Here is a 14,179-nt window from a genome sequence, read left to right as displayed (position 1 = left end):
TTTCGTTTAAAATGTCACATTAAATCCAAGCATAAATCTCCGTGTGGCCGGGTATACGGCAGGCCCTGCCGTACCCAGAATGGTTCCGTCGTCTTCATTGACCGGGATTTCGGGGTCTACCCCCGAGTAATCAGTAATGGTAAACAGGTTTTCCCCGGTAAAGAAGATGCGTAAATTATCGATCTTATACTGGCTCAGATCAAAATTGTATCCCAGCGTGAGCGACCGCATTTTAAAGAAATCGCTTTTTTCCAGGTAACGTGTAGAAGGTGAATTCCCCTTGTCCTGGTTGTTTTCCCTTGCCACAGGATGTGTGGCATGATCTCCGGGTTTTTCCCAGCGGCTCCATCCCGGTTGCAGTTTCATCTGGTTGCGGTCGGTATAGGTACCGTCGGCATCGTATTCCTGCCGGGAGTAGTTATAGATCTTTCCGCCTATGGAATACCCGAACACTGCACTCAGGTCGAATTGTTTATAGGTCACTGCCGTGGAGATACCCCCGAAGAGATCGGGTGAAACTTTCCCGGTTTTTTCAAAGGTAGCTTCCGCGTAATCCGAAGTCGTGGTCCGGGAGATCTCCCTGCCGTTATCGTCCCGTTCTACCACATACCACATGGGCATCCCGTTTTCCGTATTTACCCCTGCCCATTCTTTCAGGTAATAGGTATCTACCGGGCGGCCGGGCTCCAGCATCCGCTGTGCAGAGCCGGCAATACCCGAGTCATCTCCAACGATAATGGGCCTCACTACATAATTTCCGCCGGCATCTTTTGTCTTGTAGAGTTTTGTCAATTTATTGACGTTATGTCCCATATTCACGTCCAGGCTCCAGGTCAGGTCTTCATTGCGGATGATATCACCGCCTACAGACAGTTCTATCCCCTTGTTCTCCATTTCGCCTATATTCTGCCAGATACTGGTAATCCCTGTTACACCGCTGACCGGTACCCTGTAAAGGATATTATCGGTGTTCTTTACATAGTAATCGAACGTAAGCCGTGCACGATTATTGAATAACCTGGCATCTACACCCACACCGGCAGTGTATGTTTTTTCCCAGGTCAGGTCATTATTCCCTTTTTGACTGATCAGTGCACCCGGATCTTCGTTGTAGCTTTCCTCATTAGATACGGAATAGAGGTCGTATTGGGGGTACAAGGCGCTCGGACGATTCCCTACGGAACCATAGGAGGCACGGAGTTTCAGGGCATCTACCCAGTCTGCTTCAAACCAGTCTTCGTTATTGATGTTCCATCCTCCGCTGATCGAGAAGAAATTCCCGTATTTGGCATTGTCCCCGAAGTTGGACGCCCCGTCCCTGCGGAAAGAGACCTGGGCCAGGTATTTGTTGGCATACGCATAATTGGCATTAAAAAGATAGGATTGTACGGCCCATTCATCTCTGCTGCCTTTGGTACGTTCCGGTTTGGCTACCACATCGAGTACTTCGAAACCGGGAATAAGCCCGGTACCGTAAACATCCAGGATGTCCCGCCGGTAATCGTTAAATTCATAGGCCAGCAGTCCGTTTACATCATGCTTGCCCCAGGTTTTATTAAATCGCAGGATCTGGTTGGTATACCGTCGGGTATGTTCCAATCGGTAATCTGTTAACCGTCCTTTTACACTCTCACCTCCGTTGGAACGCGGATCGATATAGCCTGTTCCCTTATAATTAATGTAGCGGTAATTGTTTACAGAAGAGAAAGTCAGCCAGTCGGTCAGCCGGATATCAAAGTCCATGTTTCCCATAAACTCATAATTCCTGTTCTCTGAATGATTCCACTGCAGGTCGTACAGGTAATTGGTGCTGGCACTGTTTACCCAGCCGCCGTAACGGTGGGGTACCAGGTTTCCTTCGTCGTCATAAGGGCTGTCCCACGGCAGGTTGGAGTACATGGCGGTCACATCGTATTGCCGGTCTTCCACTTTCCGTAGGGAACCTACCAGGGAAGGTTTTACCGTCAGCCATTCAAAGGGTTTATACTCTGTTTTAAAACGGAAGTTGTACCTGGTGAAATCATACCCCTTAACGGCTCCTTCCTCATCGTACAATCCGACAGACATAAAAGAACGGAGGGTTTCGGTCCCTCCCTGAATGGAGACATTGTAATTCTGGGTAAAACCGGTTTTTGTCGCCAGGTCCCACCAGTCAAAATTACTGTTTCGAAGATCGGGGTTCCATCTCGGAAATGATATTTCGTCAGCATTGGAAAATGAGGCAAAGTAATGGTAGAGTTCTGCCCCGTTCATCATTTCGAGATTTCCGTTATTAAGCTGGCTAAGCCCGATCCTGGACGAAACGTTTACAGAAGTTTTTCCGGTTTTGGCCCGTTTTGTTGTTACGACGATCACCCCGTTAGCTCCCTGCGAACCGTAGATGGCTGTAGATGCGGCATCTTTAAGTACGGTCATACTTTCGATATCGTCCGGGTTCAGGTCGCCGGCATCCGAACCGACGATCACTCCGTCAATCACCCATAAGGGGCTCGTTGTTCCGCTTAAGGTGGCCTGTCCGCGGATAACCACCCCGCCTCTCGACCCGGGTTTTCCCGATCCGGGGGCAACATATACCCCGGGAGCCTTTCCGTTCAGCATATTTTCAACCGAAGGTGTGGTAATATTTCTGAGATCGTCACCCGATACGGTCTGTAAGGCCCCGGTCAGGCTTTCCCTTTTCTGAGCGCTGTACCCGACAACGATGACTTCTTCCAGGTTGGCCACATCCTCCTGAAGGGTGATATGCAGTGTTTCCTGTCCGTTCAGCTCAACTTCGGAGGTTACAAAGCCCATATAGGAGACCACGAGGATAACATCCTCCCCGGAAACCGTTAAGGCAAAATTCCCGTCAAAATCCGTCTGTGTCCCCCGTGAGCTGCCCTGTTCCAGTACGCTGGCCCCGGGCAGGGGCTGTCCTTCCGCATCGGTTACCGTACCCGTCACCTGGAGTTCCTGAACCCCGGTACGGGGTATTTCATTCACTTCGGGTACATCGTCCTTGTCACTGTTCCTGGTAAGTACAATCTGGGTGTCTATTACCTTGTAATGTATCCGGGTATTGGCAAAAACTGCTTTTAAGGTGTTTATGATGTTTTCCTCTTTCAGTTTTACGTTGATCCTGGTATTCAGATCCAGTTCGTTCCTGCTGTAAAAGAACCTGAAATCGGAAACCGTCTCTATCTTTTCAATAACCTGGAGGAGCGTGGCTCTTTCCATGTTTAATGTAATGTTCTTCTGGGCATAGCCCGGTCCGGCCTGCAGCTGGAACAGTACCGTCAGGAAGAGTAAGAGTGTTAGTTTCATCTTTAAGCCGATTTTGGGGATGGGAATACACCGATCCGCCCATGAGTTAGTCGGTTTTTTCATAACTTTGAATTGATTTTTGTCTGTTTGTACTTAAATCACTTTGATACGGGAACCCAACTTGCCAAAGGGTTCCCTTTTTCAAGGGTATTTTTTCAATGCTGTTTCATTGGCTCTCGTTTTTCGGGTTATCCGGTTTTATGGTTATCGTATTGTCTTCAAGGGTATACCTGAAGGGGGTGTGCTCCCTGAAAATTTCCAGTATCTGTTCCAGTGATTCGTTCTCAAAAGTCCCGGTAAACTGTTTGTGGTTTAAAGCGGTATACCGGTTGTCGATACGGATGTTAAAATGTCTTTCCAGTTCCCTTGATATCTGTTCGAAGCGGTCGTCCACGAAGATCAGTTTTCCCCTGGTCCAGCCCGTGTATTTGTCCAGGTTTACCTGTGCGATACTGATGGTGTCGTTTTGAAGTACGGCCCGTTGTCCGGGCACCATGAGCACCGGCTCATCTTGCCCGTTACCGGTTCTGTAGATCCCTATACTTCCTTCTACCAGTACCGCAGAGGTGTTATTCTCATTCTTATAGCTGTTCACATTAAACCGGGTACCGTATACCCTGGTTTTCATAATGTCGGTCACTACGGTGAACGGACGTTTTTTATCCCTGGCAACGGTAAAAAAGGCTTCCCCGTCGAGAAAAACATCCCTGGGGCTGTCTCTTAAGAACATTACGGGATAGCGCAATACGGACCCTGAGTTCAGGAAAACATGCGTGCCGTCAGACAGTTGCAGTTCGAACTTTTTTCCATAGGGAACGGTCAATGTATTGTATACTGTCTCGCTTTCCGCTTTATGGGAAAGACTGTCACCGGTGTCGTACACCAAAACATTTTTCTGCTGACTGACCGTCTTTTTTCCCGTCCCGGTAGTGATCACTCCGCTGTTGTTTACATCTATGGGCATCAGGGTACCGTCCTGAAGCTCCAGTGTAATCTGTTGTGCCGGTATCCCGGAAGCGTGATCTTCGGCCGGGAACATCCCTGCCAGATATAATCCGCCGGCAATCCCTAAAAAGACCGTTATGACCACGGCTACCTTTAACAGAAAGGGACGTGACCGTAAAAAGAAAATACTTTTCTCCGGTTCCTTTGGGGGCATCATTTTTCTGTGTTCGATAACATATTGCCACATGCTGTTAAAATCAGTCCGGGAAAGTGCTTTCCCGTTCCGGGCCATCAGCTGCACCCATTTTTGTGCCTCTTCAACGCTTTTCCGCTTTTCCGGGTTTTCAAGCAGCCAGTGTTCCCAGAAATTACGGGTCATGGCATCGCTGTCCAAAACCCATTTCTGGAAATATTCATCCCTGACAAAGTCTGTCGTAGTGTATTCCGAGTACTTCATTTACTGTTTCTGTAGCTGTAGATCATTGACAATATTCGGGGCCTTTAATAACTAAGAGAGGAAAAATGGATTTTTACTGAAAAAAAAGTGAATTTTTTTTAAAAGGGGGGCTATCTGCCATTGACCGGACAGAGATCTCTTCCCGGAACGGGGCTTGGATTATTCGTGGAATTTTTCGGCAACAGGAAAATAAGCGGTTTTTGGTACGGCATGGCAGAGAAGGGGAAATATGCTGGGGAGAACGAAACCGGGTGCAGGTCAGAAACCGGTATAAAGAAAATAAAGCGGGGGGAGGAGAACATATAGTATATCCAGAGATTTTCTGAGGGTTTGAAGCGTATAGGCCATAAGGTTATAAACCGCTTTTTTATCCATCCCCATCACATCGGCAATTTCTTCATAATTCAGCTGGGCATAATATTTCAGGTGGATGACCTGCTGCTGTTTTCCGCCAAGCCTGGACAGTGCGGAGGTCAGGGCCCTGAACTCCCGGTTAAAAGTCTCCTTCTCGATCAGGTTCCTTTCCACGGAGGAAGCATTGCCGTTTTCGGCTATTTCGGTTTCTTCGGAATGTGGTAACAGTCTCCTTTTCGACGCCCCGGAAATCAGTTTTCGCTGCAGTGACTTGTACAGATAAGACCTTATCGATCTTACCTTGCCCAGTTTTTCCTTCCGGTCCCACAATCCGACAAAGAGATCCTGTATGGCGTCCATGACCTGCTCACGGTTGTTTACCAGTTTCATCCCGTAACTGTACAGGGGCGATGCATATTTCCGGTATATAAAGGCAAAGGCGGTGTCACTACCGGCCTGAAACTCCTGCCATAGCTGTATGTCTGTCGGTTCCAAAATTTTTTCTCCGGCCCCTGTTTTATTGGTGTTATCGAGAACACTATAAGGCGAACGCATTATTTTTAAACCCAAAATCCCCCCTTTTTACATCGTGAATATGATTTTGCACAAAGTTATAATAAAATTTACCATTTTATAACATTTGTTGTTAAGTTAATGGGATACGGGGTATCGGGACTAACCGGATAACCGGGAGACCTCGTAACCGGTAAATGTCCGGAACAACCGGAAGTGCTTTACAAGTGAAAAAATTAACCGTAATTTGCAGTATTGAACAGACCCGGTTTATCTGATATACATGCGCATACTTCGCAAAATATTATGGCCTTTTTCATTGCTCTACGGGGGTATTGTTTACCTTAGGAATTTTTTATACGACCGGCAGGTACTGCCTTCGGTTTCTTTTGAAATACCGGTAATATGTGTGGGAAACCTGAGTGTGGGGGGAACCGGGAAAACGCCTATGGTGGAATACCTGCTGCGGTTATTGCTGCCCGAATACCGCGTTGCCACGCTGAGCAGGGGATATAAAAGGAAGTCCCGGGGATTTGTACTGGCTGAGGCGGATACCCGGGTGGGAGATCTCGGGGATGAACCTTTCCAGTATCATCGCAAATTTCCGGGGGCCATTGTAGCGGTAGATGCGGACCGGGTAAACGGTGTGAGGAAACTCATGCAATCCGGGGTGTCCCCGGAGGTTGTCATTCTCGATGATGCTTTCCAGCACCGAAGGGTAAGGGCCGGTTTTAACATATTGCTGACTACTTTTGACGAGCCTTTTACCGATGATCTTTTTCTCCCTGCCGGGAATCTCCGGGACAGTGTAAAGGAGGTCCGGAGGGCAGATCTTATTGTGGTGACCAAATGCCGGCCGTCGCTGAGCAGGGAAGAGAGTCTTGCCGTAGCCGACAGCTTGTTACGGGGGAGGGCTAAGCGGCAACGGGTGTTTTTTACCACCATAGGTTATGACAGTATGATCTGTTCGGGGAATTCAAGAGTCCCTCTGGAACAATGGAGAGGGCAGCGGTTTACCCTGGTAACCGGTATTGCGAATCCGGCCCCCCTGGTCCGCTATCTCTCTGAAAAGGGGTATGATTTCGAGCACCTGGATTATCCCGACCATCACGATTTTTCTGAAAGTGAACTTCGGAACCTCGCCCGAAAACAACCGATATTGACCACTGAAAAAGATTTTACGCGGCTCGAAGGGCATCTGGACAACCTTTTCTACCTGGGGATCAGGACCGAGTTCCTGTTCGGCGGACAGCGGGAATTTGAGAGGATTATTGCGGATTACACAAGCGGGCGGTAGTGCAGTAGACCTCTTTGACGGTCTGTTATTTCCTGTTCAGACGAAGATTGTTCCGGATCTTTTTGTAAAAGACCTCGGGCTTAAAAGGTTTGGTAATAATGTCATTACATCCGGCCTGGTACAGGTTGTCCATATTGTCTTCGAGGGAGATGGCCGTCAGGGCAACGACAGGTACGGTCTTGTTGAACCTGCGGATTTCCTCCGTAGCTTTTATTCCGCTGATACCGGGCATATGTATGTCCATCAGGATCAGGTCATAGCTTTTCTTTTTTGCCATTTTTATGGCTTCGTACCCATCGTTGGCAATATCGCAGGAAATATCTTTTTTAGACAGCATTTTCTGGGTGACCATCTGGTTTATCTTATTGTCTTCCACCAGGAGGATATGGATATTCTCAAAGTCTGTTTCTTCTGTTACTGCATCCCTGGGCACCGCGGTATCTTGTTCTGTAGGGCCGGAGGAGGGCGGGAGTTCCCGGGAGGTTTCCATGTCGAGTTCAAATGAGAAGGTACTGCCTTCTTCCGGGATACTCTGTACTACAATATCGCTTTCCATGAGGTGCAAAAGGCTTTTTACGATGGTAAGGCCAAGCCCTGTGCCCCCGTATTTGCGATTGATCTGTGTGGAGCCCTGTGCGAAACTCTCAAAAATATGGGGCATGGTCTCGGCAGTTATCCCCATGCCGTTGTCTTTTACCTCAAAACGTATCCTGACATGATTCTTCTCCTGTGAGACCAGTTGTCCGGTGATACGGACTTCACCATTACTGGTAAATTTGAGTGCATTGCCGATAAGGTTAATGAATACCTGGGAGAGTTTGAGTGCATCACCGGTGACACTGTCGGGAATATTCCCGTCTATGTTGAGGATAATTGCATTGTTGTTTTCTCTTGCCGAGTGTTCCAGTGATCCCGCTACCTCGGCCAGCATCTGCTTCAGGTTAAAGGGAGCCTTGTTCAGTTTTAAACGGTTGGCCTCGGATTTGTTGATCTGCAGAATATCATTGATAAAATTCAGCAGGTATTCTCCTGAAAACTTGAGTGAATTGAGGTATTCTTTCTGGCTTTCCCTGGGGTTGTCTTCGAGTAAGAGGTGAGTAAGGCCCGTTACGGCATACAGGGGGGTCCGAAGCTCATGGCTTACGGTAGACAAAAAACGGGCCTTGACCTTAAGGGCGTTTTCGGCCTTGTCTTTTGCGGTTCGTAGTGCCTGGTTTTTTTTGAGCAGGAGCCTGTTGGTCTTGAGTTTTATCTTGCTGTTCCGGTACAGGCTTACGGTGAGTATCCCGATAATGATGAGCAGGACCGAACTAAAGATGGATATCAGTTTGGAGGTGTTCACCTGCCTGGCCTGTTTCAGGGTCTCGGCCTTGTATTTTTCTATGACCTTGTCCTTGAAAAACGAGGTGTTGTGATTGCCGATGGTCTCTATGTATTTCAGTGTTGCCGGATTGAAATACCTGTCTTTCAGACTATCGGTTTTCTGCTGGTAGCGCTCTGCTTCGCGATGAAGCCCCCGGTGCCGCAAAACCGCAGTTATTTGCTGGTTTTTCCACCGTTCCATTCTCGGGAAGTTATGGGCAGACAGGGTTTTTTCAGCTTTTCTTGCGTATGAAAGTGCCTGGTCGTAATGCTGCATTTTCAGGTGTGCGGCAGACAGGTAAAGCAATATTCCGCTATTGAGGTAGGCCTCTTCATAGGGGTCTTCCAGCGGATAGGCACGGGCAAAGAGGTCGATGGCCTTGTCGTATTCTTTCTGCAGAAGGGCTATTCTTGCCTCGTAATACCAGATGTAATGTAAAATGATATCTCCGTCATCTTTTCCGTAAAGTGATTTTGCTTTTTTCAGATTTTCGGAAGCGGCTTCAAAATTTCCCTTGCGTGCTGCCAAAAGGGCCTTTAAGGCTGTAAAACGGGCATCGCCCCCGTCCAGCAGGCCGGGTTTTAAGTGGGTTTCGCACAGGAACTCATAGACTTCGAGGTCCTTGTCCAGGTTAAAATCAAGGTAGAGCTCTATGAAAAGGGAATATCCCTTAAAAAGATATTTGTAGGAGAAGGCCCTTTGGCTTAAGGTATCGGCTGTCCTGACAGCTACATTCAATTCGTTGACCGCCATCCCGAACTGAAGCCCGTTTTTGTAATCATAGGCTTTTTTCAGGCGGGCCTCCACGGTGTCCTTACTGCTATAGCTGCCCTGTACCCCGAATGCGATAAGGGGAAACAACAATAGTAAAAGCACAAAGCGATAAGCGATTCCTTTCATGGTAAAAAGATTCGCATAAATATAAAAACAAAAATTAAAACGCGGAACGTTATAGTTCTTAGTTGGTAGTTCTTAGTTCGTAGTTTGTTTTCTTAATTCTGTTCAGTTCATGAGGGGATAATGGCTTTTTTTCCTGAAATATTCCCCGGATAGCGGTGTCGCAGTGTGGTCATATATGAAATAAGGTCTACGATCCGGTTGCTGTATCCGAATTCATTGTCATACCATCCTATGATCTTAACCATTTTACCGATCACGGAAGTCATCTGCGCATCAAATACACAGGAATACGGATTGTTGATAACATCTACAGACACGATGGGGTCTTCGGTATAGGAGAGTATGCCCTTGAGGTCTTTTTCCGCTGCATTTTTAAAGGCGGCATTTATCGCCGTTATGGAGGTTTCGCGGGCCACGTTAAAAGTGATGTCGGTAAGAGACCCGTCCGGGACAGGGACCCGTATACCGCATCCGCCTATGACGTTGCCGAGTTCCGGGAAGATCCGTGTAAGTGCCTTGGCGGCTCCCGTAGTGGTGGGCACTATCGATTGTCCTGCCGCTCTTGCCCTTCGCAGGTCGCGATGGGGCTGGTCGTGCAGGCTCTGGTCGGTGGTATAGGAGTGCACCGTGGTAATATATGCCTGTTCTATACCGCAGAGGTCGTGGATCACGCGGATCATGGGCGCGGCGTTGTTGGTGGTACAGGAGGCGTTGGATACGATATCTTCCGAACCGTCCAGGATATGGAGGTTGACCCCGGGTACCACCATTTTTATATCGTCTTCTTCGGGAGGAACGGAAAGCACGACCTGTCCGGCCCCGTTACGGATATGATGCTGCAGTTGCTCCCGACGTTTGAATTTTCCGGAAGCCTCGATAACGATATCGGGTTGCCAGGGAGACCAGTCAATATCTTCCGGGCTCTTTTCGTTGAGAAGCGGATAATGTGTTTTTCCCGCTATAATGCCGTCGGAGTCGTATGAAACCGCTCCCGGCCATACGCCGTGAATGCTGTCGTATTTTAAGAGATGGCTCAGGGTCCTGCTGTCTGAAAGGTCGTTAATGGCCACGACATGAATACCGGGGTGGTCCAGCAGCAGTCGGAAAACGGTTCTCCCTATACGGCCGAATCCGTTTATGGCTATTTTGATACTGTTCATTACTACGGTTTAATCGACGTGTTTATGTGCCTTGTATGACGATCTCACCAAAGCCCCGCTCTCCACGTGTCTGAATCCCATATCCAGGCCGATCTCTCTCAGGCGGTCAAACTGCTCCGGAAGGATAAACTGCTTTACCGGAAGGTGTTTTTTAGAGGGTTGCAGGTATTGCCCTATGGTTACGACATCCACATCGGCATTCCTGAGGTCTCTCATGGTGTCCACAACTTCCTCTTCTGTTTCTCCCAGTCCGAGCATGATCCCCGATTTGGTACGGCGGGCTCCCTTTTCCTTGAGGTACTGCAGGACTTCGAGGCTACGTTCGTATTTGGCCTGTATCCGGACCTCCCGGGTAAGCCGTTTTACGGTTTCCATATTGTGGGAGATCACTTCGGGAGCCACTTCTACAATGCGGTCTATATTGCGCTCCACGCCCTGAAAGTCCGGAATAAGGGTCTCAAGCGTAGTCCCCGGGCTCATGCGCCTTACGGCATTAACGGTTTCAGCCCATATAATGGAGCCCATATCCTTGAGGTCGTCCCGGTCTACCGAAGTAAGGACGGCGTGCTTTATGTTCATCAGCCTGATCGAACGGGCCACCTTTTCCGGTTCTTCCCAGTCTATGGTCTCGGGCCTTCCGGTTTTAACCCCGCAAAAGCCGCAGGAACGCGTACAGATATTCCCGAGGATCATGAAAGTGGCCGTACCTTCTCCCCAGCATTCGCCCATATTGGGGCAACTGCCCGACGTACAGATGGTGTGGAGTTTATATTTGTCTACCAGTCCCCTTAATTCCGTGTATTTCCTGCCTGTCGGCAGTTTTACACGGAGCCATTTGGGCTTGCCTTTGGGCGGCGCTGCCTTGGTCACGGTATCTACACTCATAAACGTTTGCTTTTGACGTACAAAGATACAAAAGAACAACCAATTGACGTACAAAGACACAAAAGAACAACCAGGTAAATCGTACGAAATACGAGAAGTCTGCCACACGGTCAGAACAGGCTGATGGTATACCAGAGGCTAAAACCGGTGAGGAATAACAGTCCCGCCCAGCTCAGGATTTTCAGAAAAGGGCCCGGACGATATTGTTCCGGCGTGTGTCCTGAGCATATAAGCCTGAAGTTTATGATGGCATAAAAGGGAGCGGTAACGAAAGACAATATGGTGGCTATATCGATCAGGGTTTTCATTTCAGACATAAAAAACAGTAATATGGCGATGGTCCCGGCTGCCAGTACCACCATCCACGGGGTGTAGTACCGGGAGCCTGATTTCCCGGTAAACAGGGAAGTGGTATACGACATGGCCCTTGGGGAAGCATCCAGTGTGGTGAGGGTGGTGCTGAACATGGTGGTAAAGGCTGCAACGGCGATAAGGATATAGGCGGCATCTCCGAGATTTCCGGTATACAGGGCGATCAACTGTTCGGAGAACAAGGAGGCATTGTTGCTGAAGGTTTCTCCCGAGCCGAACATGACCAGGCCCCCGAGTGCCATGAAGAGGATGCCGAGCACGATGGTGCTGGCGTAGCCCAGGTTAAAATCGGTTATGGAATTGCGGAGGTCGTAATTGCCGATACTCTTTTTCTTTTCCATGGCCCAGAGGGAATGCCATATGGAAATATCCAGGGGCGCGGGCATCCACCCCATAAAGGCGATCAGGAAGGCGATACCCGTATCGCTTTCCGGTAATATCTGCTGCAGGGTGTGTGTTGCAGAAGTATCCGGTACGGCCAGCAGGACAGCTATAAATGTACTTATGGTGAGGGTAAGGACAATGAGTTTCATCACCCTGTCCAGCAACTTGTATCTGCCGATAAGCAATATGACCATGCATATGGCCGTAATGACGGAACTCCACCATACCGTGTGCAGCGGTATTCCGAAAAGGGTGGCGGCAAGTCCTGCGGTCACTACGGTAAGGGCGGTCTGTATGGTAAACATGGTGGCAAAGGTGAGTATGAAGTAGGCGATGAGTACGGGGCGTCCCAGTTTGTAATACCCGTCCAGTAAGGTTTCGCCGGTGGCCAGGGTGTACCTCGGGCCGTACTGGAAAAACGGGTACTTGAAGAGATGTACGAGTAAAAGTGCCCAGAGCAGCCCGAAATCGAATTCGGCCCCTGCACGTGTAGACTGTACGAGGTGTGATACGCCGATGGCTGCACCGGCAAAGAGTATCCCTGGCCCCAGTTTCTTCAGGAATCTATACATTTTTGCTTTTGTGGATAATTTCTGCCAGTAGTTTTTTGGCACGCAGGAGCTTAACCTTGACGTTGTTAAGGGGTTCGTCGAGTTCGGCAGCTATTTCCTGGTAACTCAGTTCCCTGAAATACCTCATATTGATCACGTCCTGGTAATGTGGCTTCAGTTTCTTTATAAAGCGCTTCAGCTGTGCGAGGTTCTGTTCGTAGATGAGATTGTCTTCGGCCGAAGGGGTATCGTCAGGAACATCATATACCGTATCGTCTTCCTGGGACGTACTGTGAAAAAGGCTCGATTTTCTTTTGCGTAGCAGGTCGAGGTGAATATTTTTCGAGATGGTGATCAGCCAGGTCTTGAATGAATAGCTGTTGTCGAAAGTAGCGATCCGGTCGAAGGCCCTTGAGAATGTCTGGATGGTAATATCCTCGGCGTCATTCTCATTCTTGGTCCGTATAAGCTGAAAACCGTAAATGTCGTTCCAGTAGTGATCAAGGAGGAAATTAAAGGCTTTCTGATCGCCTTTGCGTGCCCGGTCTATATTTTTTTGAATGAATTCGGCAGTTATTTCCAACGTGTTCGTGTTCTGAAACCGGTGATAAAGATATAAAATTGTACGATAATCAATATCGCTTCGTACAGGGGAAGTAGCCACAAGAGATCTTTTTCTCCCAGTTTTCCCGAAATTTTCACGGCAGAGATATACTGGGCTACCCATTTTATGAGAAGTATAGCTGCCAGTACCGCTGTTTGTCTGCTCTGTGTTCCGGCTAATATCAGGATGGGAACGGGCAGCAACCAGAACATGACCTTTGCGAGGTAGAGCAGGGCCGACAGGAGACGATCCCTGAGTTTGAAATTGCGAAAAACCAGGAATGCTTCTCTTTTCCGGTATACCCATGTCCGGAACCCGGTGGTGCTGACAGATCTGGTATGTGCACGGGGCGTAATACAGATCGCAGTGTTTTCCGCCGTGGCAACTTCATTGATAAAGAGTTCGTCTTCCCCGTTGCTCATGTTCATATGGCTTATAAAACCGTTCACCTGGTAAAATACGCTTTTGTGATAGGCCATGTTACGCCCGGAGCCGGTATAGGGAAGTCCTGCCTTTGCAAAGGAAAGGTATTTTACGGCTTTCACCAGGTTGTCGTACCTGATAATGGCATTGGAAAAAGATCCCTTTACCCTTTTAAGTGAGGCATACCCCAGAACGATATTTTTGTTTTTGTGATAATGCCTGCTCATTTCCTGGAGCCAGTATCCGGATGCCGGGACAAAACGGTCTTCGGTAAAGATCATGAAAGGATGCCTGGCGGCCTTTATTCCGAGGGTCAGTGCGTATTTCTTCTTGCCCCAGAACGCCTCGTTGTTGATCACATGAACAACCCTGATATTGGGGTATGAAGCTTCAAAGTGCGCTATCACCTCCGAAGTGTTATCTGAAGATGCGTCGTTTATGATCACCACCTGGAAATCGGGATGTTTCTGGGAGAGTATGTGCGGGAGAGTCTGCCTGAGGATCCCGGCATTGTTTTTTGTACGGATTATAACAGAAACGGGAATGGTTTTGTCAGGAAGATTCCCCTTGCCGGAGTAAGCCAGTTTTCCGGACAGCAGGTAGTAACCTATGAGAATTCCGGTGCTTCCTGTTAATAGGCATAGTAGTATGGTCAGCATAAGTGATAA

Annotated in this window: 10 protein-coding genes; 1 reads left to right on the top strand and 9 read right to left on the bottom strand. The window is 48.5% G+C overall.

The annotated features are described in order from the left end of the window. Positions 1-6: 6 nt before the first annotated feature. From DN748_RS03300 to DN748_RS03290, 3 genes are all read right to left on the bottom strand, one after another. Entirely contained in the window at positions 7-3,303 is a 3,297-nt protein-coding gene (locus DN748_RS03300) for a TonB-dependent receptor (protein WP_236636771.1), read from the bottom strand. Between the two features lie 166 nt (positions 3,304-3,469). Then, the gene (locus DN748_RS03295) at positions 3,470-4,705 is read right to left on the bottom strand and encodes a FecR family protein (RefSeq protein WP_112370330.1); all 1,236 of its coding nucleotides are present in this window, start codon (positions 4,703-4,705) and stop codon (positions 3,470-3,472) included. Between the two features lie 258 nt (positions 4,706-4,963). Beyond that, the gene (locus tag DN748_RS03290; RefSeq protein WP_146746549.1) at positions 4,964-5,629 is read right to left on the bottom strand and encodes an RNA polymerase sigma factor; all 666 of its coding nucleotides are present in this window, start codon (positions 5,627-5,629) and stop codon (positions 4,964-4,966) included. 226 nt (positions 5,630-5,855) lie between these two features. Between DN748_RS03290 and lpxK the strand changes: the two genes are divergently transcribed. Continuing rightward, positions 5,856-6,869, top strand: a complete 1,014-nt coding sequence (gene lpxK / locus DN748_RS03285; protein WP_112370328.1) for a tetraacyldisaccharide 4'-kinase — start codon at positions 5,856-5,858, stop codon at positions 6,867-6,869. Positions 6,870-6,894: 25 nt separating this feature from the next. Here lpxK and DN748_RS03280 read toward each other — a convergent pair whose 3' ends face one another. The 6 genes from DN748_RS03280 to DN748_RS19315 all read right to left on the bottom strand — a co-directional run bounded on the left by DN748_RS03280 (position 6,895) and on the right by DN748_RS19315 (position 14,170). Next, positions 6,895-9,132, bottom strand: coding sequence for a response regulator (locus DN748_RS03280; protein ID WP_112370327.1), 2,238 nt, complete (start codon positions 9,130-9,132; stop codon positions 6,895-6,897). Positions 9,133-9,239: 107 nt separating this feature from the next. Continuing rightward, a complete protein-coding gene (gap, locus tag DN748_RS03275; RefSeq protein ID WP_112370326.1) occupies positions 9,240-10,292 on the bottom strand; it encodes a type I glyceraldehyde-3-phosphate dehydrogenase in 1,053 nt (350 codons plus the stop codon). A 9-nt stretch (positions 10,293-10,301) separates the two neighbouring features. Continuing rightward, complete coding sequence (gene lipA, locus DN748_RS03270; RefSeq protein WP_112370325.1) at positions 10,302-11,177, bottom strand: lipoyl synthase; 876 nt, start codon at positions 11,175-11,177, stop codon at positions 10,302-10,304. A 110-nt stretch (positions 11,178-11,287) separates the two neighbouring features. Beyond that, a complete protein-coding gene (locus DN748_RS03265; RefSeq protein WP_112370324.1) occupies positions 11,288-12,505 on the bottom strand; it encodes an Nramp family divalent metal transporter in 1,218 nt (405 codons plus the stop codon). Further along, positions 12,498-13,067, bottom strand: coding sequence for an RNA polymerase sigma factor (locus DN748_RS03260; RefSeq protein ID WP_236636770.1), 570 nt, complete (start codon positions 13,065-13,067; stop codon positions 12,498-12,500). The genes DN748_RS03265 and DN748_RS03260 overlap by 8 nt, the downstream gene beginning before the upstream one ends. Continuing rightward, entirely contained in the window at positions 13,058-14,170 is a 1,113-nt protein-coding gene (locus DN748_RS19315; RefSeq protein WP_112370322.1) for a glycosyltransferase, read from the bottom strand. The genes DN748_RS03260 and DN748_RS19315 overlap by 10 nt, the downstream gene beginning before the upstream one ends. Between the last annotated feature and the right edge of the window lie 9 nt (positions 14,171-14,179).

This window comes from Sinomicrobium soli, assembly GCF_003285545.1.
In the GTDB taxonomy this organism is placed as follows: Bacteria; Bacteroidota; Bacteroidia; order Flavobacteriales; family Flavobacteriaceae; genus Sinomicrobium.
This window is presented reverse-complemented; position numbering and strand designations above follow the sequence as displayed.

Bases quoted from the DNA above. Each gene is read 5' to 3' on its own strand.
- lpxK (WP_112370328.1), top strand. From the start codon at position 5,856: ATGCGCATACTTCGCAAAATATTATGGCCTTTTTCATTGCTCTACGGG.
- DN748_RS03265 (WP_112370324.1), bottom strand. From the start codon at position 12,505: ATGTATAGATTCCTGAAGAAACTGGGGCCAGGGATACTCTTTGCCGGT.
- gap (WP_112370326.1), bottom strand. From the start codon at position 10,292: ATGAACAGTATCAAAATAGCCATAAACGGATTCGGCCGTATAGGGAGA.
- DN748_RS03295 (WP_112370330.1), bottom strand. From the start codon at position 4,705: ATGAAGTACTCGGAATACACTACGACAGACTTTGTCAGGGATGAATAT.
- DN748_RS19315 (WP_112370322.1), bottom strand. From the start codon at position 14,170: ATGCTGACCATACTACTATGCCTATTAACAGGAAGCACCGGAATTCTC.
- DN748_RS03280 (WP_112370327.1), bottom strand. From the start codon at position 9,132: ATGAAAGGAATCGCTTATCGCTTTGTGCTTTTACTATTGTTGTTTCCC.
- lipA (WP_112370325.1), bottom strand. From the start codon at position 11,177: ATGAGTGTAGATACCGTGACCAAGGCAGCGCCGCCCAAAGGCAAGCCC.
- DN748_RS03300 (WP_236636771.1), bottom strand. From the start codon at position 3,303: ATGAAACTAACACTCTTACTCTTCCTGACGGTACTGTTCCAGCTGCAG.